Here is a 24119-nt window from a genome sequence, read left to right on the forward strand (position 1 = left end):
TCAGAAGTCCTGTCCTGTGCTGTGCTGCAGGCGGTCGAGGAGCTCGTCCTCGCGCCGCTCGAAGTCGGCCTCGTCGATCTCTCCCGCCTCCAGGAGCTCCTCGAGGCGGGAGAGTTCACGACGGATCGCCGAAGGGTCGTAGTACTGCCGCTCCGCCTCGTCGACCACTTGCCTGAGCACCCAGAGGGAGCCTCGGGCCGGGGCGAGGGGGAGCATGAGCAGTTCGCCGATCAGTCCCATGGGGTCGTCATTCCGCCGGTTCAGCGGGCCCCGGGTCGACGAAGCTGTACGGGGGCAGCGGACCGTGCACCTTCAGCTCCAGGTGCGGCTGGGTGGCCTTCAGCTCCTCGACGGCGGAGAGGAGGCCCTCGGCGGACTTGCGGTCCACCAGGAACGAGACGTTCGCCAGCCAGCCGGTGCCCTCGGGGCCCTCGGCCACCGCTTCGACGGTCGGCTCCAATGCGCGCCGCACCTCGATGGCGTCGCTCGCCTCGCGGGCCCGTACGCCGTTGGTGATGGCCTCGCCGAGCTGCAGCTTCTGCTCGTGGGTGCCGCCGCCCTGGCGCTGGTTGGCCTCCACCATGGCGCGCAGCTCCGGGTTCTCGGCGAGAACCTGGTGCAGTACGGCCTCTTCGTTGTGGCTGGCCTTGACGTTGTACTCGACCTTGCCGTCGAGGGTGCGCAGCCGCTCCCCGTAGTGCCCGGCCCGCTCGCCGAGCACCGAGACGACCGTCTCGTCGTCCGGGGCGAGGCTGCCGAAGCGCATCGGGAGCACCGAGCCGCCGGCACCGGCCTCCGAGAGGACGTTCTGGTGCGCGAGCAGGTCGCGGCGCTTGGGCTTCAGGTCCTCGGGGGCGTCGCTCACGATGGCGGCGAGGTCGCCGTTCTTCAGGACGCGCACGGGGCAGGCCGGCCGGCCGATGCCCTCCATGCCGTCCGGCAGCGCCGGGTGGGAGCTGCTCGCGATGCCGTAGACGTACGTGGTCACTCCTTCTCCTCCTTCCGGCGCGAGGAGGTGGTGCGTCGGGCCCGAGGACGGTCCTCGGTCTCGCGCTGGCTCTCCTCACGGGACTGCTTGAAAGCGTCGGATATCGTCTCGGCCGCGCCGGAGAGCGCGCCCTTCGACTTGCCCTTGGCTCCCGACTCGGTGATCTCACCCACGAGGTCGGGCAGGCCGGGGTCCTTCTTCTTGCCCGACTCCAGGTCGAGACGGTTGCACGCCTCGGCGAACCGCAGATAGGTGTCGACGCTCGCGACGACCACACGGACGTCGATCTTCAGGATCTCGATGCCGACGAGCGAAACGCGTACGAAGGCGTCGATGACGAGTCCTCGGTCGAGGATGAGCTCCACGACGTCGTACAGGCCACTCGTGCCGCCTCCGCCGCCGGACTGTTGTGCCGGGACTACGGTCATACCGACTCTGCCTCCTTGAGTCTGAGTTCTCTCGTTCTCTCGGTTCCGGTCCTTGGTCGCCCTGTCCTAATGGCCGCCGGGTTCCGCACGTCCGCGCTCGTATCGGCGCAGCCGCCGGTACCCCGTGAGCTCGCCCTGCGCGTCCAGCTGTACCTCGTAGCTGGCGAGGAGGCTCATCGTGTCGGGGACACGGGACAGTTCCAGGACCTCGACCTCCAACAGCCAGCCGTCTTCGGTGCGTTCAAAGGACGACACCGACTCGGGCGTCATGCCGGTCAGCTCGGCGAGCTGCTCGCGCGCGCCGCCGAGGACCGTCCTGAGCCCCGGATTGGGCTTGTCGGCACCGGCCGAGTCGTGCTGCCCGGTGTCGTCCTGGCCGGCGTCCGCGTCGCGCTTCTCCGAAGTCTTCGACTCCGGCGGCTTTTCACCTGATGACTTGTTGTCTGTCGTCTTACGTGTCGTATTGGCCATGTTCACCTCCTCCTCCGAGTTACCGCTCGATCCTTGGCCAAACGTGATCGGTGTGTATCCGGTCGGCCACTTTCGTGCCGCTCAGCCGCGCAGCGCGCGCAGCTTGTGGCGGGCCGGTCCGAGCGCGCGTCCCGCACGCAGGACATCGGCCCACGGGTCGGTCCTCGCCTGCTCCACGGCGTTGTCGATGGTCCAGCGACGGGCAAGCACGGTGGGGTCGTCGAGCTGCCGCCACGCGATCGGCACGGCCACCGGTGCGCCCGGCGCGGACCGTACCGAGAAGGGGGCGACGGCCGTCTGCGCGTAGCCGTTGCGCTGCACGTCGAGGTGGAGCCGGTCGCCGCGCGCCTGTTTGCGGGCGGCCGTGGTGAACCGCTCCGGGTGGGTGTCGGCGAGGGTGTCCGCGACCTCGTGTGCGAAGTCGCGGACGTCGTCGAAGTCGTGCCGGCCGTCGAGGGGCACGACGACGTGGAGTCCGCGGGAGCCGGTCGTCATCGGTGCGGACGGCAGCCCCATGTGGTCGAGGAGTTCACCGAGCAGCAGGGCCGCGTCCCGTACGACGTCGAAGTCGTCCTTCACGGGGTCGTCCTGCGCGGGGTCGAGGTCGAACACCATCCGGTCGGGGTGGTCGACGCGGCGCGTGCGGGAGAGCCAGCGGTGCAGGGTGAGACAGGCCTGGTCGGCAAGGAAGAGGAGGGTCGCGGTGTCGTCGCACACGGTGTGCGTGACGGTGCCGCCCTCCTTCGCGACCTCGGCGCGGGTGACCCACTCCGGGTAGTGGTCCGGGGTCTCCTTCTGCAGGAACCGGGGTCCGCCGACGCCGTCCGGGTGGCGTTCCAGCGTGAGGGGGCGCCCGCGCAGGTGGGGCAGCATGTAGGGGGCGACGGCCCGGTAGTAGTCGAAGAGGTCCTCTTTGGTGTGCCCGCTCCCGCCGGGGTGGCCGTCGGTGTGGCCGTCCACATGCCTGCTGATGTGGCCGTCCGTTGCCCCCGCCGGGAAGAGCACCTTCCGCAGCCGGTGCAGCGCCACGGTGCGGCGTCCGGCCCGCACCGTCCGTACGTCGTCCATGGGGCTCCCTTCGCTCGCTCCGCCGGCGGCCCGACGTCCCGGCCGGGTACCCAGGGGCGCGCCCGGTACGCGTGCCGGGGGATCGGGCGGGGTGGGGCGGGGTGGTGTCAACCCTGGTGGGGAGGGTGGCTGCCCCCACCGGGAAGCCGGGGGCCGGCGGGCGTGCCGCGGGGCCTCGCGGCCGAAAGGATCGGTGCCACGACCAGCCGTCCCCGTTCGCTCCTGCCACTCCTGTGAGGTCCGCCATGCCGCACGACTCCGACGCGAGGCACACGTACGAATCCGAAGCGCCGTCCCCGTACCGCCCCGATACACCGTCCCCGTACCGCCCCGAGCCGACGCGTCACCCCACCCCCGACTTCGAACGGCCCCGCGTCCCCCGCCCACGCCCCCGCTCGCACGACCCCGGACCGCTGGCCCGCGCCCTAGGGCCTGTCCGGCGGATCTTGTCGCGGGCGCGGGGCCTGCCACGCCGACCTGCGGCGTTGTCGTCGGTTGCCAACGCTCCGCGTTGCCGCCCTCCTCCGCCTTGCATCTCGACGCGCCAGACCCCGCTCACCAGCACGAAGACGCGCGGGCCACCCGGATGCGACCTGATCCGCCGGACAGGCCCTAGCGGGCACCGACGAACCACCGGCCCCCGGCGCCGTACGGGCGGCGGTCGCGCTGTGGCTGACGGCGGTCGCGGCGGGGGTGTTCGGGACGGTGCTCGCGGCCGCCCGCCACACGTCAGGAACGGGCCCCGGCACGGCCCTCGGCGCCGACGGCTTTCTCCTCCGCATGGCTCTGCTCTCGGCGACGGTCCTCGTGGCAATCCGGATGCGGCGCGGCTCGTCCTTGGCCCGCACAACCCTGGCCGCCAGCCTCGGCGCACTGTCCCTGACGGCCACGACCGCCCACCTGTCGGACGACGGCCCCACTTTCGGCGCCGCCCTCCGGGACGCGGATGTACTCGGTGTCGGCGTACTCGACGTCCTGTCAGGCGCCGCCCTGGCCACACACCTCACCGCGGCGGTCGCGGCGACGGTACTGATGTTCCGCCCCACGGCAAACGCCTGGTTCAGACCGACGCGTCCGAGCTGACGGCGCGCCCTCAGCGGACCACGCCCTCCTCCACCAGGAGGCGGGCCGCCGTGGCGATGGACTCTGCGTCGATGCCCGCGGCGTGCAGCTGTTCCTCGGGGGACGCCGAGCCCGGCATCGAGCGGACCGCGAGCCGGACTAGGCGCGGCACCGGTCGGCCGTCGGTGAAGGCGTCGAGGACCGCGTCGCCGAGTCCGCCCTGTTCGCGGTGGTCCTCGACGGTCAGCAGGCAGCCGGTGCGCTCGGCCGCCTCCCGCAGGGTCTCGCGGTCGACGGGCTTGACCGAGTACAGGTCGATGACGCGCACCGGGATGCCTTCGGCGGCGAGGGCGTCGGCCGCCGCGAGCGCCTCGTGGACGGTCACGCCCGCGGCCACCACGGTGAGCCGGTCCGCGTCGCCGGAGCGCAGCACCTTGGAGCCGCCGATCGGGAACTCCTCGTCGGGGCCGTAGATGACGGGCGCGTCCCCGCGCGACGTACGCAGGTAGCGGATCCCGTCGAGCCCGGCCATCTGCGCGACGAGCTGACCCGTCTGGTGGGCGTCGCACGGGTAGAGGACCGTGGAGCCGTGCACCGCGCGGAAGAGCGCGAGGTCCTCCAGGCCCATCTGGGACGGGCCGTCCTGGCCGATCGCGACGCCCGCGTGGGAGCCGACGAGGTTGATGTCGGCGCCGCTCACCGCCGCCATCCGTACGAAGTCGTGGGCGCGGGTGAGGAACGCCGCGAACGTCGACGCGAACGGCACCCAGCCGCGCGCCGCCAACCCCACGGAGACGGCGACCAGTTGCTGCTCGGCGATGTAGCACTCGAAGTACCGGTCGGGGTGCTCCTTGGCGAAGTACTCCGTGCGGGTCGAGTCGCCGACCTCGCCGTCCAGCGCCACGACGTCGCCGCGGGCGGTGCCGAGCGCGGCGAGCGCCTGTCCGAAGGCGTCGCGGGTCGCGACGGCCTCGCCCAGCTCGTGGCGGGGCAGTTCGAGGTGGCCGCCGCGCGCCGCCTGCGGCGCCCGCGCCGCCGCCGGCTTCCCCACCTCCACGCGTACGTCGCGCACGCCGCCCAGCTCCTCGACGGCCGCCTCGGCGTCCGGCAGCGGCTTGCCGTGCAGGCCCTCGCGGTTCTCCACGGAGGCGACGCCCTTGCCCTTGACGGTACGGGCGAGGATCACGGTGGGCTGACCGCTGGTGGAGCGCGCCTCCTGGCAAGCCCGGTCGATGTCGTCGACGTCGTGCCCGTCGGTCTCGACGACGTGCCAGCCGAAGGCCCTGAAGCGGTCGGCGTAGGCGCTCAGCTGCCACTCGTGGCGGGTCGGGCCGCGCTGGCCGAGGCGGTTGACGTCGACGATCGCGGTGAGGTTGTCGAGGTGCTCGTACCCGGCGTGCTCGGCGGCCTCCCAGACGGAGCCCTCGGCGAGCTCGCTGTCGCCGCACAGCACCCAGACGCGGTACGGGTTCCGGTCGAGCCGCTTGCCGGACAGGGCCATGCCGACGCCGACGGGCAGCCCCTGCCCGAGCGATCCGGTGGCGACCTCCACCCACGGCAGAGCGCGCGGCGAAGGGTGCCCCTGCAGACGGCTGCCCTGCTCGCGGAAGGTGAGCAGCTCCTCGTCGGTGAGCGCGCCGGCCGCCTTGTACGCGGCGTAGAGCAGCGGCGACGCATGGCCCTTGGAGAGGATGAAGCGGTCGTTGCCGGGGTGGTCCGGCTGCTCGAAGTCGTACTGGAGGTGGCCGCCGAGCAGCACCGCCATCAGGTCGGCGGCGGACATCGACGACGTGGGGTGGCCGGAGCCCGCGGCGGCCGAGGCCCGTACGGAGTCGACCCGCAGCTGCCGGGCGAGGGCGTCCAGGTCTTCACGGTTGAGGGGCATGAGGGTCCTCCTTGGACTGCGGAGTACGGAGTACGGAGTACGGATTCGCGGGGGGGGCGGGGTGTGGGGATCGGGTGCGGGCTGCCGGGTGTGGGCCGCGAGCGGCGGACCGCCCCGGGCTTCGCGCTACGAGCTTCGGGCCTCGGGCCACCGCACGGCGCGCGACGCTCCGGCCCGGCGGGTCGGACCCCCCGCGTGCCCCTGCGCGACGGGCGCCAAACTCCCATTCCGGACAGGACGCCCCGAGCGGCGGGCATCGCACCGCGGGCGGCGCGCAGGGTGGCACGCGCCGGGCGGCATTCGCGGAAAGTGCCGCACGGCCGCCGGGCCACGGCCGTTTGCTCCCGCGTCGCGGGGTTACCCGCAGTTCTGTCCGGCAAGCATCCGGCAAGCTCCACCCGCCGCCGCGGAGGTGCACCCCATGCCCGAGTACGGATACTTCCTGTCGACCGAGGAGTTCGGTCCCGCCGACCTCGTCGAGCAGGCCCGGATGGCCGAGCAGGCCGGATTCCAGGCGCTGTGGATCTCCGACCACTACCACCCGTGGAACGCGGCGCAGGGCCAGAGCCCGTTCGTCTGGTCGGTGATCGGCGCGCTCGCCGAGGCGGTCTCGCTGCCCGTGCAGACGGCGGTGACCTGCCCGACCGTGCGCATGCACCCGGCGGTCGTGGCGCAGGCCGCGGCGACGAGCGCGGTCATGACGGGCGGCCGGTTCCGGCTCGGGGTCGGTACGGGCGAGGCGCTCAACGAGCACGTCGTCGGCGGCCCCTGGCCCCCGGTCCACCGGCGCCTGGAGATGCTGGAGGAGGCGATCCAGATCATCCGGAACCTCTTCACCGGCGCGGAGGTCAACCACCACGGGACGCACTACACGGTCGAGAACGCCCGCCTGTACACGGTGCCGGACGAGCCCGTCCCCATCGACATCTCGGGCTTCGGCCCCAAGGCGACGGCGCTCGCGGCGCGGGTCGGGGACGGGTTCATCACGATGACGCCCGACGAGACTCTCGTCTCGCACTACCGCAAGGGCGGCGGGGGCGGGAAGCCGGTCAGCGGCGGCGTCAAGGTGTGCCACGGGCTCGACCGCGAGGAGTCGGTGCGCAGGGCCCGCGAGGTGTGGGGCAACCAGCTGCTGCCGGGCGAGCTGGGCCAACTCCTGCCCACGCCGCGCCACTTCGAGCAGGCCGCCCCGCTGGTCACCGACGCCATGGCCGCCTCGTCCTTCACCTGTGGCGACGACGTCGACGAGCACGTCGGGGCGCTCACCGCGTTCGCCGACGCCGGGTTCGACCGCGTGTACGTAAGCCAGATCGGCCCCGACCAGCGGGGCTTCTTCGACTTCTACCGCACGAAGGTGCTGCCGCAGGTACAGGGTGCGGCGCCCGCGTCCCCCGGCGACGGCACGCCCCGCTGACGCAGTCCGCCGACGCGCCTCGCTGCCGCACTCCGCTCACGCACTCCGCCGACGCACCCAAAAGCCGCCGCTTCCCTCGCGCCCTAGCCCTAGGAAAGATCCGATGAAGCACGAAGTCCCCATCGAACGGCCCTCGGTCTCCGCGTACACCGTGCCCGCGGACGGCCCCGAGGCCGACGGCACCTTCGCCTGGGACACCACGACCATCGTCGTCGTCGAGATCACGGCGGGCCACGTGACGGGGACCGGCTGGACGTACGCCCCCGCCGCCGTAGCCGCCCTCGTCGACGAACAACTCACCCCGGCGATCAGGGGACTTGACGCCCTGGACATTCCCGCCGCGCACGACGCGATGACGAAGGCGGTGCGCAACACGGGCCGCCCCGGCGCGGCCGGCTGCGCGATCTCCGCGGTCGACATCGCCCTGTGGGACCTCAAGGCCCGGCTCCTCGAACTCCCCCTCGTCCGGCTCCTCGGGGCGGCCCGCAACGAGGTCCCCGTCTACGGCAGCGGCGGCTTCACCACGTACCACGACACGCATCTGGCGGCGCAGCTGAACGGCTGGGTGCACGGGCAGCACATCCCGCGCGTCAAGATCAAGATCGGAGAGGCCTGGGGCCGGGCGGCGGCCCGCGACGTGTCCCGCGTGCGGACCGCGCGCGACGTGATCGGCCCGCAGGCCGAGCTGTACGTCGACGCGAACGGCGGCTACACGCGCAAGCAGGCGGTACGGGTGGGCGGGGTGCTCGCCGAGTACGGCGTGGGCTGGTTCGAGGAGCCGGTCTCATCGGACGACCTGCGAGGGCTCGCGCAGGTCAGGGACGCGCTGGTGTGCGACGTGACGGCCGGCGAGTACGGCTACGACCTGCCGTACTTCGCGCGCATGATTCCCTCCGTCGACTGCCTCCAGGTCGACGCGACGCGCTGCGGCGGCATCACGGAGTGGCTGCGCGCGGCGGCGCTCGCGCAGGCCCACGGCCTGGAGGTCTCGGCGCACTGCGCGCCGCACGCGCATGCCGCGGTCGCCGCGTGCGTGCCGAATCTGCGGCACATCGAGTGGTTCCACGACCACGTGCGGATCGAGTCGATGTTCTTCGACGGCGCGCTCGACCCGACCGGGGGCGTGGTCCGCCCGGACGGCGGGATCGGACACGGTCTGCAGCTGCGCATCGACGAGGTGGCGGAGTTCCGGGTCGCGTGAGGGGCCTGAGGGTGGAGTGCTCTGGCACGCGACGCTCGCTCCGAGACGGGTCGGGGCCCGCCGCGACGGGGGAAACGCGGCGGGCCCCTGCGGCTCGGATGCCCGGCATCTAGGGCCTCACGCCCGGGCCGGGCCGAAGGTTGCGACCATCACAACGGGCGGCGGGAGTATCGGCTCCCGGCGCGGGAGTTGCCGTCCCCGGCCCGGCCCGCTTTCAGGCCTCCCTGCGCGGAGAGGCCTCCCCGTCCGGCGTGGCGGGCGGGGCGGTGGGAGGCATGGGCGGGGGTGCGGGCACCGCTGCGCCGTCCGGGGTGGTGAGTCCGCCGGGAGGGGTGGGTGTGGGCGCGGCGGCGCCGGGGTTCGGGAGCGGGGCGGTTGCGGGCGGCGCGGTCGGGGCCGCGGCCGGGGTCGCCGCGTTCCGCCCGGGTCCACTCCCCTGCCGGGCAGCGTTACGCAGCAGGACCGCCGCGCCGCCGAGCGCCGCACCCATGATGAGCGCCGCCGCCCAGGCGGGCAGTCCCAGGTCGATGACGAGGCCGAGGCCGAGCGCGACCGCGGCGCCCGCGTAGAGCGCGGCGGCGCCGGACGCGGCGTAGAGCGTGGCCTTGCGCCGCTGCTTCCTGGTCTGCTCGCGCAGCTCTTCCCGCAGCTCGGCGCGGATCGTCCGGACCAGTTCGTCGGTCAGGCCCTTGTCGAGGCCGGTCAGTGTCTTCTCGGGACCAGTCATGGCGGCCGGGTACCCGGAGCGACGGACGCTTAACGGCGGACGCCCAGGTCGCGCCGCGGGGCGCGTACGCGTGCACCGGCATCCGGGACGTCCCGCCCACGCCCGACCACGCTGGGCCCGCTCCCGTGACGCAGGCCACACCATGGCGAGGTGGTCGCCTGGGTAGGCGGCGCATGATCGCTCGGGTTCGCACCCGGGAAGCACCATCGGAAACACGGAGGTATCCATGTCCTCGAAGCGACGTCGCAAGAAGAAGGCCCGCCGCAAGAACGGCGCGAACCACGGCAGCCGTCCCCAGTCCTGACGGCGGGCACCACCGGAGGGCGGCACCGAACGGTGCCGCCCTCCGACGTGCCTGCCCCCGACGGGAGTTGGCGGGGAGAGGAACCGGAGATCTTCTCGCCGGAGGCGGTGGCGGGCGAGCGGGCAATCATGAAATCGTTGCGGAGCCGGTGGCAGGTCAAAGAGGTGAGGGCGGTCCATCATGGAGATCCTGGGAACCACGCTGCGGATCTGCGTCGAGGACCTGGAGTCCTCGGTCGCGTTCTACGAGCGGCTTGCGGGCGGGAAGGCCATGCGCTTCGAACGCAGCGGGGTCTCCGTCGCGGCGGTCGGCTGCTTCCTGCTGATGAGCGGCCCGGAGCACGAGCTGGAGGTGCTCCGCAAGGTCTCCGCGACCATCGCGGTCGAGGACGTCGACGAGGCGCACGCCGTCCTCAGCGCCTCCGGCGCACGCATCATCGCGGGCCCGGTGCCGACCCCTGTGGGCCGCAGCCTCATCGCGATGCACCCGGACGGCGCCGTCTTCGAGTACGTGGACCGTCGCGTCGTCGACAGCTGAGCCACCGCCCGTCGACGCACGTCGCCCCCTCCTGCCCAGCGCCGTCAGGTGGGGTCAGGCGGCCGTCGTGATCTTCCACAGGTGGCCGTCCGGGTCGCTGAAGTACCCGTAATAGCCACCCCACTTGGTGGCGGCCGGCTCCTTGACCACGGTGGCACCGGCGGCCCGCGCCGCGCCCACGGCCTCGTCCACCTCGTCCCGTGAGCCGGTGATGAAGTGGAGGGAGACACCGCGGAAGCCGGAGCCCTCCGCGGAGACGCCCGCGTCCCGCGCGGCCGCCTCCCGTTCGTACAGCGCGAGCATCGGGGACCCGTCCCCCAGGCTGCAGCGCACGAAGCCCGGGTGGTCCTGATCGAGCCCGCACCCCATGCCCTCGACGTAGAACTTCTTGGCGCGCTCCAGGTCCGCGACGCCCAGCATGACGGCGTTCATCTGCAGTGACATGACTTCTCCCTCAGGTCGGTGCCGTCACGCTATAGCCGCGGATTTCGTCGTGCTTCTCCATTCCTGACCGGTCCGCGAGAGCCTCACGGTGGTCGGCCTCAGCCCTCCTCCGGCCGCATCCTGAAGTCGTACCGCGCCGGCACCTCCTCGCCGGTCGCCGCCGACCACAGCTCGCCCAGCGTCTCCGCGCCCTCGCGCAGGTCCGCCACCTCGAAGCCGGCGTCGAAGACGGCCCGCACGCCCGCCATGTCGCCCTCGGCATAGCGGAGTTGAGCCTCCAGGAGGCGGAAGCGGCCCTCGGTGCGGGTCGTCTCGCCGAGGCGGGACCAGACGGCGCGGGCCGCCTCCGTGCGCTCCGCGGCGAGCAGCGCGGTGATCGCCTCGCGGGCGAGCGCGGCCGTGGCCGCCGTCCAGACGGGACCGTCGTCGCGCCGCTCCTGGCACAGGTCGTCGAAGGCCTCCGCGTACCGGTCGGCGGCCCGCTCCGTGTTGCCCTCCGCGCGGTCGGCGACGGCGAGGCAGCGCAGCAACGGCCAGCGCGACGGGGCCAGTTCGAGGCCGCGCTCCCAGCTGCGGACGGCCTGCGCACGGTCGCCCGCGTGCCATTGGGCGATGCCCAGGTGGTACTCGGCGAGCGGGCGCGCGGGCGCCGTCTCCAGCATGTCCCGCCAGTGCGGGGCGACCAGGGTCGGTCCCGGCGGGGTGACCTTGCGCGGCTCGGGGACGGCCCCCGTGTGCAGCAGCTCCAGCCACGGCGCCTGTTCGGGGCCGAGGGTGGACTCGGGGAAGGGTGTGCCGGGCAACTTGTACTCGGCGCGCAGGACTTCGAGGGCGCCCCACCCGGAGCCGGTGGCCAGCACCTCGCCGGGCTCGGTGTCCGCGGCGGCCAGCCACGCCTCGTACGCGGTGTCGACCGCCTCGCGGGGCAGCGCGTCGGCGAGCCGGGCGGCGACCTCCTCGCGCGCCCCCGCCCAGTCGCCGTGCACCCGGTCCGCGGGGGCGGACAGCGGCCCGTACGACTCCAGCCAGCTGAACTCGGCCTCGGCGTCCAGGCGTACGTGCTCCAGCTGGGTGCGGGCGAGGCCCGACTGGATCTCGGCGTAGCCGCCGGTGCCCGGCTCGGTGAGCCACTCCTGCCAGCGCCGCCCGCCGGTGCCGGTCCCCCAGAGGAAGAGCTTGCGGCCGCGCGGCAGGTCCGTGGAGGTCTGGACGAGCCCATGCCCCTCGTCGTCGAGCGCGGCGATCCAACGGCGGGCCCCCTCGGGCACGTCGTAGAAGTAGTCGGCGGGGTACTCGCTGCGCGCCGGGTAGGACCGGTCGACGCCCTCGAACTCCGGGACGGCCACCTTCCGCAGCCCGCCCGTGTACGCGAACCGCCAGGCCTCGTCGGCCGGGGCGAGCACCCTGCGCTCCTCGGGCACCGCGATGTTCGACCACCAGTAGACGGGCGCGGGCCTCTCGTGCGGATTGCGGACGCGGACGCCGACGTGCAGGAAGTCGGAGTCCTCCGGGAGCCACAGGTCGACCTGGAAGGGCAGGTCGCGCAGCCGCTCCCACTCCCACAGGCGCAGCATCTCGCCGCCGTCGGGCGCGGTCACGCGGGCCGCGTGGACGGGGGCGCAGGACAGCGTGGTGTGGCCGGTGGCGCCGATGTTCCACTCGATGCCGCCGGAGGTCCAGGCGCCGTTGAGCGCGAAGGCGGCGGGCTGCGACACGGGGTTGCGGTAGAGGAGTTCGCGGCCGGTCGGCTTGTGCAGGAGGGAGTGGACGCGGCCGCCGTAACCGGGCAGGACGGTGGCGCGCAGCCGGGCGTTCTCGACGACGATCACGTCGAGACCGGTCTCGGTGCGCTCGCGACCGTACCCGTCGAGGACCCGGGTGGGCAGCGGATCGCCCAGCGGCTCGTACCCGAGCTGGCGCGCCATGTCGCGCGGCAGCCCCTCCTTGTCGCGCGCGTCGAGGGTGGTGTGCACGTTCCGCAGCGGCAGCAGGGGCGGCAGCGGGTTCTCGGGCCCCGGCGCGGCAGCGGGCAGGGTCAGGACGTCGCGTCGCACGGTGGTCTTCACGATCACCATGGAACACGCTCGGCCGGGCGCCGACCAGAGGCCGCCCGGGTCAGGATTGCGCAAAGGCGGTGGGGGCCGTTCCGCGGCAGGTCGAAGACAGGTTCTCAGGCGGGGGCGAGGGCCGCCACGACCACGTCGGTGAGCAGGTCGCCCGCCTTGCCGTCCGGGTCGAGGTCGGGGTCGTAGATGGTGACGTTGAGGCCGACGCAGCGCGGGGAGCGGACGAACGGCCGCAGCACTTCCAGGAGTTCGTCGGCGAAGAGGCCGCCGGGGTCGGGGCTGTCGACGGCCGGCATCACCGAGGGGTCGAGGACGTCCGCGTCCAGATGCACCCAGAAGCCGTCGAGTTCGGGCACTTCCAGGGTCTGCGTCACGGCGCGGGCGATGTTCTCCGCGCCCCACTTCCTGAGCTCGCCGACGGTGGCGTTGGCGATCTTCAGGGCGGTGAACTCGGCGCGGTCCTCGTCCCCGTCCCGCAGCCCGAAGAGACACACGTCCTCGTCGCGCAGATAGGGCCGCAGCCCCTCGATGTCGGTGAGGTCGTCCTGCCCCCGGCCGGTGGCGAGGGCCAGCTCCTCGCCGCCCGCCGCGCCGATGCGGTCGGAGTTGCCGGGGTGGCGGAAGTCGGCGGAGCCGTCGATGGACGCGATGCCGTACCGCCCGATGCGGCGCAGTGCGAGGGCGGCACCCAGCTGGATGGAGCAGTCGCCGCCGAGCACGACGATGAAGTCCTCGGCGCGCACGTGGTGTTCGATGCGGTCGGCGAGCTTGCGGGTGTACGCGGCGATGGCGGCCGCGTTGAAGACGCCGTCGCCTTCCTGCCAGTCGCCCCGGTCGTAGCGTGGCGGCACCACCACGCCGCCCTCCAGCGCGCCTAGACGGCGCAGGATGCCCCGCTCCCGCAGGGCGCCGGCCAGTTTGTGGCAGCCGGGCACGGTGCCGGGGGCGGGCGGGCGCAGGCCCAGGTTGGAGGGGGCGTCGACGACCACGATATTCCGCATGCCGTCCATCCTGGGCGACGTACGCCGACGCTTTCAACACGGTCGCGGCACCGGGACGCGGGAACCGGGGCGGAACATGCGTACGGGGCACGCCCGTCGGGTGATCGTGCCCGGCAGGTGGGACGCCCCGGCGGACGTGCCGGGCGCCGGTCCCGCACACCGTGGCCGGGCAACGCCTTTTGGCGCGAAAGGAGTTGGCCGGCCCGGGCTCCGGTCAGCCGCGGAGCGGACTCCGGGGCATGTCCGCGGTGATCGCCCAGCGTTCGTGGTCGCGCCAGGCCCCGTCGATGAAGAGGAAGTCCGGCGAGAAGCCTTCGAGGCGGAAGCCTGCCCGGCGCACCAGCGCGAGGGAAGGGGCGTTGCCTGGCTGGATGTTGGCCTCCATGCGGTGCAGCCCGAGGTCGCCGAAGGCGTACGCGAGGACCAGTTCGAGCCCCTCGCTCATCAGGCCGCGTCCGGCCGCGTGCGCGAACGCGCCGTAGCCGAGGGTGCCGCTGCGGAAGGCGCCCCGGACGATGTTGTTGATGTTGATGAACCCGCCGACGGCACCACTGTCGCGCTCGTACACGAGGAGCCCGGTCCGGTCGGGGTCCGCGATGAGCATCCGGGCGTAGTCACGGAAGGCGTCGTCGGTACGGGGCGGAAAGAGCCACGGATGGTGCGTTTCGCTGCTCTCCCTGGCGCGCGCGGTGAACTCGGCGGCGTCCGCGAGGGTGAGGAGGCGTATGCCCACGCGGGGGCCTTCGGCGAGGGGGGCGGCATGATCGGGCATCCGCTCACGCTACCCGCAGCCGCCGGCCGCCCCGGCGCGGCCCCACGTGGCGCGACGCGCCGCCGCCCGCGCGCTCACCTGCGACGGCGCATGAAGTAGGCGCCGCACAGCGCGCCGATCAGACCGGTGCCGAGCAGCGCCATCCACAGCGGCATCGTCACCTCGGGGATCAGCAGCCGGATCTTGGTGCTGCGGGTGTTCTCGAAGACGAAGACGAGGGTGAGGACCGCGATGACGGCGACGACCACCCTGCCGGGGGTCACCGGGCCGGTGCCCGAGCCGCCACCCTGGGTGCCGCCCGCGGAGGTGTTGCGGCTCATGCTGTGGACCCTTCCGTAGGAGGTGCGCCTCCCCCCGCTCCCCAGCATGGGCAGCCGGGGGGCGGAGCGCGCGGCGGGGGTGCCTCCAAGGCGGGCGGGTGGGCCGTACGGGTGACGTCGGGGTCGTACCGGTGACGTCAGGGGCGGACGACCGGCAGGTCGAGGACGCCGGTGTCCTTGGGGGCGCTGGTGACCGTCACCGGCTTGACGCCCCTGTTGCCGCCGTACGCGCCGTCGCTCGCGGCCACCACGAACTGCAACCGGTGCCCCTTCTCGTAGCGGTGCACGAGCCCCGGCAGCGAGACGGTGAAGGGCCGGGTGACGTCCGGCACCCGCACCGGCGCGACCAGGCGGTGGACGAGGGTCTTGGAGCCGTCGGGCGCGACGTCGTACAGCTTGGCGAAGAGGACGAGTTTGTCGGCCGCGTCGCCGGAGTGCTGCACGCGTTCGGTCCTCGGCGAGATCACCTTCAGGGTCGCCTTGGGCGCGCCGACGACGTCGACGGGGTCGGTGAAGGGCTCGGTCGTCCAGTCGAGGTAGGTGCCCCGGGTGTCGTGCGGGGCCGGGTCGGGCAGGCCGAGCAGGCCGGCGAGCGAGGACTCCGAATGGCTGGTGGGGATCAGCCAGTTGCGGTACTCGCGGCTGCCGCGGGCCACCTTCTCGCGGTGGTCGACGAGCTTCCCGTCGCCGGAGAGGTACAGCCTGCGGCTGAGGGCGGGGACCTTGTCGGCGGTGGCGTAGGTGTGGTCGGGGTCGGCGATCCAGTCGCGGTAGTAGGCGAAGTCGGGGCCGGTGTCGACGCCCTTCCTGCCGTGCAGATAGCGGTCGAACCAGGCGAGGATCCGCTTGCCGACGTAAGAGGTCTCCAAGTTGCCCTGGCCCATGTTCAGTTCACCGGCCGCGGGGTCGCTCACGCCGCCGCTGTGGCCCGCGGACTGCCAGATCATCTTGGCCGTGGTGCCCTGCGCCTTGAGCGTCCGGTACGTCGCGGTGGCCTCATTGAGGTTGAAGAGGCTGTCAACCTGGCCCTGGACGAGCAGGGTCGGTGTCTTCACCTTGTTCAGGTACGAGACCGGGGAGACGCCGCGCGCGAACTTCTGCAGGGCGTCGGTCTTGTCGGCCGGGTAGCGGCCGGAGTTGAGGGTGCGGATGGTCTCGCAGGCCCGGGTGACGAAGTGCAGACAGCCGAGCCGGTTGACGCGGGACGGGTCGAGGTTCGGGACGAGCAGCGGCTGGCCCTCGCCGATGAGGTAGAAGCCGTTCATCCACTGCCACTTGGCGGCGCCGGGGACGTCGCGGTCGGCGGCGTTGTTCGGGTCGAGGGAGTACGCGAGGTCGTTCCAGGTGATCATCGGGACGAGGGCGTCGACCCGGTGGTCCACGGCGGCCGTCGCCATCTGGACGGCGCCCCCGTAGGAGCCGCCGATCATGCCGACGCGGGGGTCGCCCGCGGCGTCGGCGGTGACGTAGTCCGCCTTCGTGCCGTCGTCGGCGGCCCGTTCGCCACCGAGGAAGTCGACGAGCCCGGCCGCCGCCCTGCCGTCGATCTCCGGGTCGTCGAGGGAGATCAGGCACCCGGACTTGCCGAAGCCGAGGCCCGAGTAGACGAGCGAGACGTATCCGCGCCCCGCGAAGGCCTTGCCGATGGCCGCCGTCCCGCCGTCGGACTTGCTGCCGCCGAAGCCGTTGGTGGCGAGCACGGCGGGTGCGGGGTGGGCGGCGTCGACCCCGGCGGGCCGGTACAGGTCGGCGTCGATCGTGCAGGCCCTGCCGCCCGCCTGGACGGTGAACTTCAGCGCGGTGACGGTGTACTGGCCGCTCGCGCCGGCCGGGGCGGGGCCGGTGAGCGCGAGCGGCGCGGCCAGCGCCGCCGCGGTGGCGAGGGTCAGGGCACGGCGACGGGACAAGGGGACCTCCACGCTGAGGACGGCCGACGACCGGCGACTACCGGCCGGTAAGTACCGGCCGACGTCATCGTGTGACACGTGTCAGGCCGGGGTCAACGTCCATGACAGCGGTTTCTGTCACGGATTTCCGTACGGGTTCCCCTTGTCGAGGGTGGCGCACGCTCCCCTCGCCGCCCGGGTCAGGCGAGGGCGGGCTCGTCCAGCGTCAACGTCCCCGCGTCCGCGTCCAGTTCGCCCGCCACCCCGAACGGCACGGTCAGCGCCCCGTCGCAGTGCCCGAAGCCGAAGTCGTCGATCACCGGCACCCCGAGGCCGCCGAGCCGGTCCACGAAGAGCGCCCGCAGCTCCTCGCGGGGCCCGCACTCCTCCCAGGAGCCGAGCGCGATCGCGGACACCCCGTCCAGCCGGCGGGCGCGCAGGAGTTGGGTGAGGACCCGGTCGAGACGGTAGGGCTCCTCGCCGATGTCCTCCAGGAAGAGCAGGCCGCCGCGCGCGGACCCGCGCGCCGCCGGGGTGCCGATCTCGGCGGCGAGCAGCGACACGCAGCCGCCGAGGGTGACGCCCCGGGCCCGGCCACCGACCAGGGCCGCCGCGTGCGGGGACGCGGCGCGGATCACCCGGGTCTCCTCGGGTGCGAACAGCGTCGTCCGCAGATGTTCCTGCGCCCGCGCGTTCTTGAGGAAGTCCGCCGCGGCCGTCATGGGTCCGTGCAGGGTGGCGAGGCCCAGGCGGACAGCGAAGGCCTCGTGCAGCGCGGTGACATCGCTGTAGCCGACGAACACCTTGGGGCCCGCCGCCCGCAGTGCCGCCCAGTCGACGAGGTCCACCATGCGCTGGGCGCCGTATCCGCCGCGCGCGCAGAACACCGCGGCCACGTCCGGGTCGCACCAGGCGCGTTCCAGGTCGCGGGCGCGGTCGGTGTCCGTCCCCGCGAGGTAGCCGAACTCGGGGTGCACATCGCGCACATGGGGCGTGACGACCGGGTCCAGGTCCCAGCCGCGCAGGATGTCCAGGCCCGCTTCGAGCCGGTCGTCGGGGATGGGGCCGCTCGGCGCGACGACGGCGACCCGCGCGCCGGGAGCAAGACGTGCGGGCCGCAGCAGTGACCTCACTTGGCGAGCTCCAGCGTGGGCACGCGTCGGGCGAGGTCGAGCCGGAACACCTGCGCGTACAGGGAGAGTTCGGCCTCCAGGGCGCGGACCATGGTGTCGGCGCGGCGGAAGCCGTGCCCCTCCCCCTCGAAGGCGATGTAGGCGTGCGGGATGCCGCGCCCCTCGATCCTGGCGAGGAAGCGCTCCGACTGGGCGGGCGGGCAGACCACGTCGTCGAGGCCCTGCAGGAGCAGGAACGGCGCGGTGACGAGGTCGGCGTGCTCCACCGGGGAGCGCTCCGCGTACCGGCCCGGCACCTCGTCGAGCCGGCCGACGAGCGACTCCAGATAGCGCGATTCCAGGTCGTGGGTCTCCCCCGACGCGAACGCGGCGAGGTCGAGCACGGGGTAGATGACGGTCCCGCAGGCGTAGACGTCGGTGCTGGTCAGCGAGACGGCCGTGGTCCATCCTCCGGCGCTGCCGCCGCGGATGGCGAGCCGGGCCCGGTCCGCGGTCCCCTCGTCGGCGAGGGCGAGGGCGACGGCCGCGCAGTCCTCGACGTCGCCGATGCCCCACTGCTCGCGCAGCCGGTTGCGGTAGTCACGCCCGTACCCCGTGGAGCCGCCGTAGTTGACCTCGGCGACGCCGATGCCGCGCGAGGTGAAGTAGGCGATGGCCAGGTCGAGGACGAGCGGGGCGCGGCTGGTGGGGCCGCCGTGCGCCCACACCACGTACGGCGGCAGTTCGTCGTCGGGGGCCACGTGGCCGGGGTGGTGCGGCGGGTAGATGTGGGCGTGGATCTCGCGTCCCGCCGGGCCGAAGAAGGTGCGGATCTGCGGTTCCGGGTAGTACGTGGGGTCCACCGGGTCGTCGTGCGCGGCCCCGACGACGCGGGCGTGGCCGGTGCAGGTGTCCAGCTCCACCACCTCGCACGCGCTGCGCGGGCTGGCCGCGACGCCGACCACGCGGGTGCCGTGCGCGGCGACGGTCGCCGACCACTCCGTCCAGGGGCCCGCGGCGTCGACGACCTCGCCCGTCTCGGGGTCGAGTATGCCGAGCGCGGTGGCACCCTTGCCGTGCACGACGGCGATCAGTCCGCTGTCCAGCGGCGCGAACCAGGTCATGCCGGTCTGCCACAGGGGCCCGGCGAACTCCTCCTCGCGCGGACAGAGCGGGTGGACGGCGCCGGCGTCGTCCGGATGCGCCCGGTACAGGTTCCACCAGCCGGTGCGGTCGCTGGAGAACAACAGCCGCCCGTCCGGGTCCCATTCGACCTGCGCGATCGACTCGTCGGGGCCGCCCGCGACGGTGCGGGCCGCGCCGAAGGTGCCGTCGTCGGCCACCTCGGCGAGGACCAGTTCCGTGCCGTCCCATGGCATGCGCGGGTGGTCCCAGGCGATCCAGGCGGCGCGGGTGCCGTCGGGCGACAGGCGCGCTCCGGTGACGAACCGGTGGCCGTCGTCGGACAGTTCGCGCACGGCCGTGCGGTCCTCGGCCGCCGATCCGTCGAGCGGCACCGCGGCGATGACGCGCCGCAGGTCGGTGGGTGCCTCCCCGGTGAACTCCTCCAGGACGCACCACACCTCGCCCCGGTCGGCGTGGATCACCGGGTCCGCCCAGCGCAGTCCGCCGCCCACCGCCGAGAGCGGGGTGAGCGGGCGCGGTTCGGCGCCGGGGGTGTCGGGCTCGTACGCGTACAGCCGCTGGTCGGCGAAGTCGGCGAAGACGATGAGCGGTCCCCCCGGCCGCTCGGCGCCGGCCCAGGGGCGGCCGCCGTACTCCACGACGCGGGTGCGCGCGTTCCACGGCGCGGGCAGCACCGTGCGCTCGGTGCCGTCGGGCAGCCGCCGCACCAGCGCGCGCCGGCCCGCCTCGGTGGGCCGCGGTTCGGTCCACCAGGTCTCGGCCCCGACGAAGCCGACGTGCCCGGGGGCGCCGTCGTGGGCGGCGGCGAGCTCGGCGTCGATCGGCGACGGCCATGATCCGTACGCCCTGGTCTGCATCATGTCCTTCTCTTCCCCCATTTTTCCTAGGCCGTACGCAGAAAGCGGTCGAGTACGCGGACGCCGAAGTGCAGCGCGTCGACGGGGACGCATTCGTCGACTCCGTGGAACAGCGCCTGGTAGTCGAAGCCCTCCGGTGTCCGCAGCGGCGAGAAGCCGTAGCCGGTGATGCCCAGCCGCGAGAACTGCTTGGCGTCCGTGCCGCCGGACATGCAGTACGGCACGACGTGGCCCTCCGGCGCGAACTCCTCGACGGCCGCCCGCATCCGGGCATACGTCGGCGAGTCGACCGGCGCCTGCAGCGCCACCTCGCGGTGGTGGAACTCCCAGTCGACGTCCATCCCGGTGAGCCGGTCAAGCGTGCGGCGGAACTCTTCCTCGCCGCCCGGCAGAAAGCGGCCGTCGACGTACGCCACCGCTTCACCAGGAATCACATTGACCTTGTAACCCGACTGCAGCATCGTCGGGTTGGCGCTGTTGCGGACCGTCGGCGCGACCAGGTCGGCGGTCGGGCCGAGCTTCTCCAGGAAGGCGTCCACGTCGAAGCCGGGCGCCTCGGGGTCGGTCTCCAGGCCGTAGAGCAGGGCCAGTTCGACGAGGGAGGCGCGCACGGTCGGGGTGAGCCGGACCGGCCACCGGTGCTCGCCGATGCGGGCGATGGCGCCGGCCAGTCTGCTCACCGCGTTGGCGTGGTTGACCTTGGAGCCGTGCCCCGCCTTGCCGCGCGCGGTCAGCTTGAGCCAGCCGGTGCCGCGCTCGCCCGCCGCGATCGGGTAGATCTGGTTGCCCCGGCCGTCGTGGAAGGTGAAGGCGCCCGACTCGCTGATGCCTTCCGTACAGCCCTCGAAGAGGTCGGCGTGCCGGTCGGCGAGGAATCCGGAGCCGTCCTCGGCGCTGGCCTCCTCGTCGGCGGTGAAGGCGATCACCAGGTCGCGTCGGGGCCGCACTCCGGCGCGCGCCCAGTGGCGTACGACGGAGAGGATCATCGCGTCCATGTTCTTCATGTCGATCGCGCCGCGGCCCCAGACGACGCCATCGCGGACCTCGCCGGAGAACGGGTCGACGCTCCAGTCGGCGGCCTCGGCGGGCACCACGTCGAGGTGGCCGTGGACGAGCAGCGCGTCGGCGCCCGGGTCGGTGCCCTCGATGCGGGCGACGACGTTGGTGCGGCCGGGGGCGCGCTCCAGGAGCGTCGGGCGCAGGCCGGCGTCGGCGAGGCGTTCGGCGGCGTACTCGGCGGCGGGCCGCTCACGGCAGTCGCCGCCGCCGCGGTTGGTGGTGTCGATGCGGATGAGCTCGGAGGTGAACGTGACGACCTCGTCGAGCGCCCGCGCGTCGACCTGGTCGCCGGGGTCCTGCTCCGGTCCCTGCTGGCTAGCCATACTGCTCCTCCACGGCGGCAGAGGCGATCGTGGTAACCGCCTTGAAGGTACGGATCCCCTCGTACATGGTCTCGCTGTCATAGGCGACCTTGCGCTCCCCCGTACGGCGCACGCCCGGTACGACGGTCGACGCCATCGACAGGTGTTCGGCGTCGAACTCGACCTCGACGGTGAACGGGCCGCCGACCACCGGCGCGTGGCGCACCGCGAGCGCCGCGGCGTCCTTCGCGGCGGCGCGGATCTCGGCGGCCGTACGGGCCGGGGTGCGGCAGACCGCCGCGTACCGCGAGACATGGTCCTTGACGGCGACCTTGAGCGCACCGGGCGCATAGCCGAGGGCGTCCTCGCAGGCGAGGTCGTCGCCGGTGACGAGGACCACGGGGACGCCGTACTCGGCGACGACGTGCGAGTTCAGCAGGCCCTCACTGGCCCGTACGCCGTTGATCCACACGCCGGTGATCTGGTTGGCGAGGTAGGTGTGGGCGAGGACGCCCTCCATGCCGGCGCCCGCGTGATAGCCGACGAACGCGATGCCGTCCACGTCGTCGTGCTGCACGCCTTCGACCATGGAGAGCGACTTGTGCCGTCCGGTGAGCATCTCGGCCCGCTCGTCCAGCTGCTCCAGGAGCAGATTGCGCATGGTCCAGTGCGCCTCGTTGATGAGCACCTCGTCGGCGCCGCCGTCGAAGAAGCCGCGCACGGCGGCGTCGACGTCCGAGGTGAACATGGCCCGGCACCGCTCCCACTGCGGGGTCCCGGGCAGCACGTCGGCCGGCCAGGTCACTCCGGTCGCGCCCTCCATGTCGGCGCTGATGAGGATCTTCATGCCGCGCCACGTTACGCGCCGGGCACCGTCGCCGGTCAAGGGCGAGCGGCGGCCCGGCCGCGTCGAAGCGGAATGATCAGATCGTGCGCAGCGCCGGGTCGCTGGTACCGGGTTCGCCGGTCTCCACGTGTCCGGCGAGCCTGCGCAGATAGCCGCTGTCGGTGTCGGAGCGGATGCTCAGGTCGTACCAGCGCCTGCTGTGGCCGAGCTCGACCCAGCGGGTCCGCCGGGCGCCGGCCGGCACGGCGATCCTGGTGCTCTTGCCGCCGTAGGCGTTGGTGACGGTGAGGTGGCAGGCCGACCCCGTCCGGTTGGTGAGGGTGAGCCGGAGGCGGCCGGACTCCCGGTCGTGGTGGCCGGTGACCTCCGGGCCCGGGGTGGCGGCGGTGCCCTCGAAGGTCCGCAGGTAGCCGTTCGGGCCGTGCGCGGTCAGCCGGTAGGTGCCCTCGGACGAGGCGGTGTTCCAGGTGTCGGAGATCTTCTTGCCGGCCTCCGCGGTGTACGTCCAGGGGCCGTCGGTGCGGTTGCCGGAGGTGACAAGGAAGCAGGCGCCGGCCCGGTCGCCGGGGCGGAGGGTGAGCGTGATGTTCCCGTCGGCGGGCTTGACGGCGGCCGTGACGAGCGGGGTGTAGGGCAGCGGCCTGGTGGGCCTGGCGCCCTTCTCCTGCCGGGGCAGGGCGGGGCTGGCCGGCGGCGCGTGCTCGTAGCTCTCGTGCCGCTTCGTGTCCGGCGGCCGGTACCCCTTCGTGCTGGGCAGCGGCGGGTGTCCGGTGTGCCGCAGGCCGAAGTCGAAGGCGGAGGTGAGGTCGCCGCAGATGGCGCGGCGCCAGGGCGAGATGTGCGGCTCGTGGACGCCGAAGCGCCGCTCCATGAACCGGATGATCGAGGTGTGGTCGAAGAGCTCGGAGCAGACGAAGCCGCCGGTCGACCACGGGGAGACGACGAGGGCGGGGACGCGCATGCCGAGCCCGTAGGGACCCGCGCCGTACCCGCTGTCGCCGGGGAAGAGGTCGAGCCGGGTGTCGACGGTGGAGGCGCCCCAGGAGGAGTCGGCCGGCGGGTAGGGCGGCGGGACGTGGTCGAAGTAGCCGTCGTTCTCGTCGTAGGTGACGAACAGCGCGGTTTTGCTCCACACCTCGGGGTCCGACGTGAGGGCGTCGAGGACCTGTGAGATGTACCAGGCGCCGTAGTTGGCGGGCCAGTTGGGGTGTTCGCAGTAGGCCTCGGGGGCGGCGATCCAGGAGATCTTCGGCAGGGTGCCGGCCTTGACGTCGGCCCGGAGGTCGTCGAGGAGGCGGCCGCTCTTCTTGATGTTCGTGCCCTTGCGGGCCTTCTCGTACAGCGGGTCGCCAGGCTTCGACTCCCGGAACCTGTTGAAGAACATCAGTGAGTTGTCGGCGTAGTTGCCCCGGTAGGCGTCCTCCAGGGCGCCCCAGAGTCCGTCCTCGGTGAGGCCGTCGCCGATGTCCTGGTAGATCTTCCACGACACCCCGGCCTTCTCCAGGCGCTCGGGGTAGGTGGTCCAGTCGTAGCCGGCCTCTTCGTTGCCGAGGACGGGGCCGCCGCCCTTGCCGTCGTTCCCCGCGTGGCCGGTGTAGAGGTAGTAGCGGTTGGGGTCGGTGGCTCCCATGAACGAGCAGTGGTAGGAGTCGCAGACCGTGAAGGCGTCCGCCAGGGCGTAGTGGAACGGGATGTCGTCCCTGGTCAGATGGGCCATGGTGCCGGGGCCTTTGGCGGCTATCCAGTCGTCGTACTTGCCCTTGTTCCACGCCTGGTGGCCGGTCTCCCAGTCGTGGTCGAGGCCGGCGATGAACTGCAGGCCCAGGTCCTCGGCGGTCGGGTGGTACGGCAGGACCTCCTCGCCGCCGCCGGACTGGTGCCAGACCGACTTGCCGCTCTCCAGGACCAGCGGGCGGGGGTCGCCGAAGCCCCGTACGCCGTTGAGGGTGCCGAAGTAGTGGTCGAAGGAGCGGTTCTCCTGCATGAGCACCACGATGTGCTCGACGTCGTCGATCGACCCGGACCGGCGTGCGGCGGGGATGTCGGCGGCGCGCATGACGCTGGCGGACAGGGCCGCGACCGCGGCGGTGCCGCCCGCCGCCTGGAGGAGACGGCGGCGGTTGATCTCAGGCATGGAGCTGTACCTCTGCGACGTGTGGGGGGGGAAAGAGCCGTGCGGGGCGAGGGCCGTGCGGGATGGAGACCGTGCGGGATGGGGGGTC

The 24119-nt window shown here is 72.9% G+C and carries 23 protein-coding genes; 5 read left to right on the plus strand and 18 right to left on the minus strand.

Going from position 1 to position 24119, the window contains the following annotated elements; all coding sequences use genetic code 11:
• From ACFYO9_RS09865 to ligD, 5 genes are all read right to left on the minus strand, one after another.
• Nucleotides 1-240, minus strand: coding sequence for a gas vesicle protein GvpG (locus tag ACFYO9_RS09865; RefSeq protein ID WP_355817323.1), 240 nt, complete (start codon nt 238-240; stop codon nt 1-3).
• A 7-nt stretch (nt 241-247) separates the two neighbouring features.
• Complete coding sequence (locus ACFYO9_RS09870; RefSeq protein ID WP_355817326.1) at nt 248-988, minus strand: GvpL/GvpF family gas vesicle protein; 741 nt, start codon at nt 986-988, stop codon at nt 248-250.
• Nucleotides 985-1416 carry a gas vesicle structural protein GvpA gene (locus ACFYO9_RS09875; protein ID WP_355817327.1) on the minus strand — a complete coding sequence of 144 codons (432 nt, stop codon included), beginning with the start codon at nt 1414-1416 and terminating at the stop codon, nt 985-987. Before ACFYO9_RS09875 ends, ACFYO9_RS09870 begins: the two co-directional genes overlap by 4 nt.
• A 66-nt stretch (nt 1417-1482) precedes the next feature.
• Nucleotides 1483-1887, minus strand: a complete 405-nt coding sequence (locus ACFYO9_RS09880) for a gas vesicle protein (protein WP_358776688.1) — start codon at nt 1885-1887, stop codon at nt 1483-1485.
• A gap of 81 nt (nt 1888-1968) precedes the next feature.
• Entirely contained in the window at nt 1969-2955 is a 987-nt protein-coding gene (ligD, locus tag ACFYO9_RS09885; RefSeq protein WP_358776689.1) for a non-homologous end-joining DNA ligase, read from the minus strand.
• A gap of 705 nt (nt 2956-3660) precedes the next feature.
• Here ligD and ACFYO9_RS09890 point away from each other — a divergent pair.
• Entirely contained in the window at nt 3661-4038 is a 378-nt protein-coding gene (locus ACFYO9_RS09890; protein WP_358779388.1) for a hypothetical protein, read from the plus strand.
• Between the two features lie 10 nt (nt 4039-4048).
• On the opposite strand, the gene ACFYO9_RS09895 is transcribed toward ACFYO9_RS09890, so the two are convergent.
• Complete coding sequence (locus ACFYO9_RS09895; protein ID WP_358779389.1) at nt 4049-5902, minus strand: transketolase; 1854 nt, start codon at nt 5900-5902, stop codon at nt 4049-4051.
• Nucleotides 5903-6323: 421 nt separating this feature from the next.
• Between ACFYO9_RS09895 and ACFYO9_RS09900 the strand changes: the two genes are divergently transcribed.
• Nucleotides 6324-7316 carry a TIGR03557 family F420-dependent LLM class oxidoreductase gene (locus ACFYO9_RS09900; protein ID WP_358779390.1) on the plus strand — a complete coding sequence of 331 codons (993 nt, stop codon included), beginning with the start codon at nt 6324-6326 and terminating at the stop codon, nt 7314-7316.
• A gap of 103 nt (nt 7317-7419) precedes the next feature.
• Nucleotides 7420-8517: an enolase C-terminal domain-like protein gene (locus ACFYO9_RS09905; RefSeq protein WP_358706758.1), complete on the plus strand. Its 1098-nt coding sequence runs from the start codon at nt 7420-7422 to the stop codon at nt 8515-8517.
• Nucleotides 8518-8731: 214 nt separating this feature from the next.
• Here the strand turns inward: ACFYO9_RS09905 and ACFYO9_RS09910 are convergent, their stop codons facing one another.
• Nucleotides 8732-9244, minus strand: a complete 513-nt coding sequence (locus ACFYO9_RS09910; protein WP_358779391.1) for a phage holin family protein — start codon at nt 9242-9244, stop codon at nt 8732-8734.
• 226 nt (nt 9245-9470) lie between these two features.
• On the opposite strand from ACFYO9_RS09910, the gene ACFYO9_RS09915 reads away from it, so the two are divergent.
• Both ACFYO9_RS09915 and ACFYO9_RS09920 read left to right on the plus strand, forming a co-directional pair.
• Nucleotides 9471-9548 (plus strand): 50S ribosomal protein bL37, encoded by a 78-nt coding sequence (locus tag ACFYO9_RS09915; RefSeq protein WP_370443954.1) that lies wholly within the window; start codon nt 9471-9473, stop codon nt 9546-9548.
• Nucleotides 9549-9728: 180 nt separating this feature from the next.
• Nucleotides 9729-10085: a VOC family protein gene (locus tag ACFYO9_RS09920; RefSeq protein WP_358776874.1), complete on the plus strand. Its 357-nt coding sequence runs from the start codon at nt 9729-9731 to the stop codon at nt 10083-10085.
• 54 nt (nt 10086-10139) lie between these two features.
• Here ACFYO9_RS09920 and ACFYO9_RS09925 read toward each other — a convergent pair whose 3' ends face one another.
• The 11 genes from ACFYO9_RS09925 to ACFYO9_RS09975 all read right to left on the minus strand — a co-directional run bounded on the left by ACFYO9_RS09925 (nt 10140) and on the right by ACFYO9_RS09975 (nt 24031).
• The gene (locus ACFYO9_RS09925; protein WP_355815840.1) at nt 10140-10529 is read right to left on the minus strand and encodes a VOC family protein; all 390 of its coding nucleotides are present in this window, start codon (nt 10527-10529) and stop codon (nt 10140-10142) included.
• Nucleotides 10530-10627: 98 nt separating this feature from the next.
• Nucleotides 10628-12604: a DUF5107 domain-containing protein gene (locus ACFYO9_RS09930; RefSeq protein ID WP_355815843.1), complete on the minus strand. Its 1977-nt coding sequence runs from the start codon at nt 12602-12604 to the stop codon at nt 10628-10630.
• 95 nt (nt 12605-12699) lie between these two features.
• Nucleotides 12700-13596: an arginase family protein gene (locus tag ACFYO9_RS09935; RefSeq protein WP_355815846.1), complete on the minus strand. Its 897-nt coding sequence runs from the start codon at nt 13594-13596 to the stop codon at nt 12700-12702.
• 214 nt (nt 13597-13810) lie between these two features.
• Entirely contained in the window at nt 13811-14368 is a 558-nt protein-coding gene (locus tag ACFYO9_RS09940) for a GNAT family protein (protein ID WP_358776875.1), read from the minus strand.
• Between the two features lie 74 nt (nt 14369-14442).
• Complete coding sequence (locus tag ACFYO9_RS09945; protein ID WP_358776876.1) at nt 14443-14688, minus strand: hypothetical protein; 246 nt, start codon at nt 14686-14688, stop codon at nt 14443-14445.
• 137 nt (nt 14689-14825) lie between these two features.
• Nucleotides 14826-16595, minus strand: a complete 1770-nt coding sequence (locus ACFYO9_RS09950) for a CocE/NonD family hydrolase (protein WP_358776877.1) — start codon at nt 16593-16595, stop codon at nt 14826-14828.
• 179 nt (nt 16596-16774) lie between these two features.
• Entirely contained in the window at nt 16775-17707 is a 933-nt protein-coding gene (locus ACFYO9_RS09955; protein WP_358776878.1) for an LD-carboxypeptidase, read from the minus strand.
• Nucleotides 17704-19689 carry an LpqB family beta-propeller domain-containing protein gene (locus ACFYO9_RS09960; protein ID WP_358776970.1) on the minus strand — a complete coding sequence of 662 codons (1986 nt, stop codon included), beginning with the start codon at nt 19687-19689 and terminating at the stop codon, nt 17704-17706. Before ACFYO9_RS09960 ends, ACFYO9_RS09955 begins: the two co-directional genes overlap by 4 nt.
• Nucleotides 19690-19715: 26 nt before the next feature.
• Complete coding sequence (locus ACFYO9_RS09965; protein ID WP_355815859.1) at nt 19716-21071, minus strand: M20/M25/M40 family metallo-hydrolase; 1356 nt, start codon at nt 21069-21071, stop codon at nt 19716-19718.
• Complete coding sequence (locus ACFYO9_RS09970) at nt 21064-21897, minus strand: M55 family metallopeptidase (protein WP_358706744.1); 834 nt, start codon at nt 21895-21897, stop codon at nt 21064-21066. Before ACFYO9_RS09970 ends, ACFYO9_RS09965 begins: the two co-directional genes overlap by 8 nt.
• Before the next feature lie 76 nt (nt 21898-21973).
• Nucleotides 21974-24031 (minus strand): phosphocholine-specific phospholipase C, encoded by a 2058-nt coding sequence (locus ACFYO9_RS09975; RefSeq protein WP_358776879.1) that lies wholly within the window; start codon nt 24029-24031, stop codon nt 21974-21976.
• Nucleotides 24032-24119 lie beyond the last annotated feature (88 nt).

The organism is Streptomyces sp. NPDC005863 (assembly GCF_042871345.1).
Taxonomy (GTDB): Bacteria; Actinomycetota; Actinomycetes; order Streptomycetales; family Streptomycetaceae; genus Streptomyces.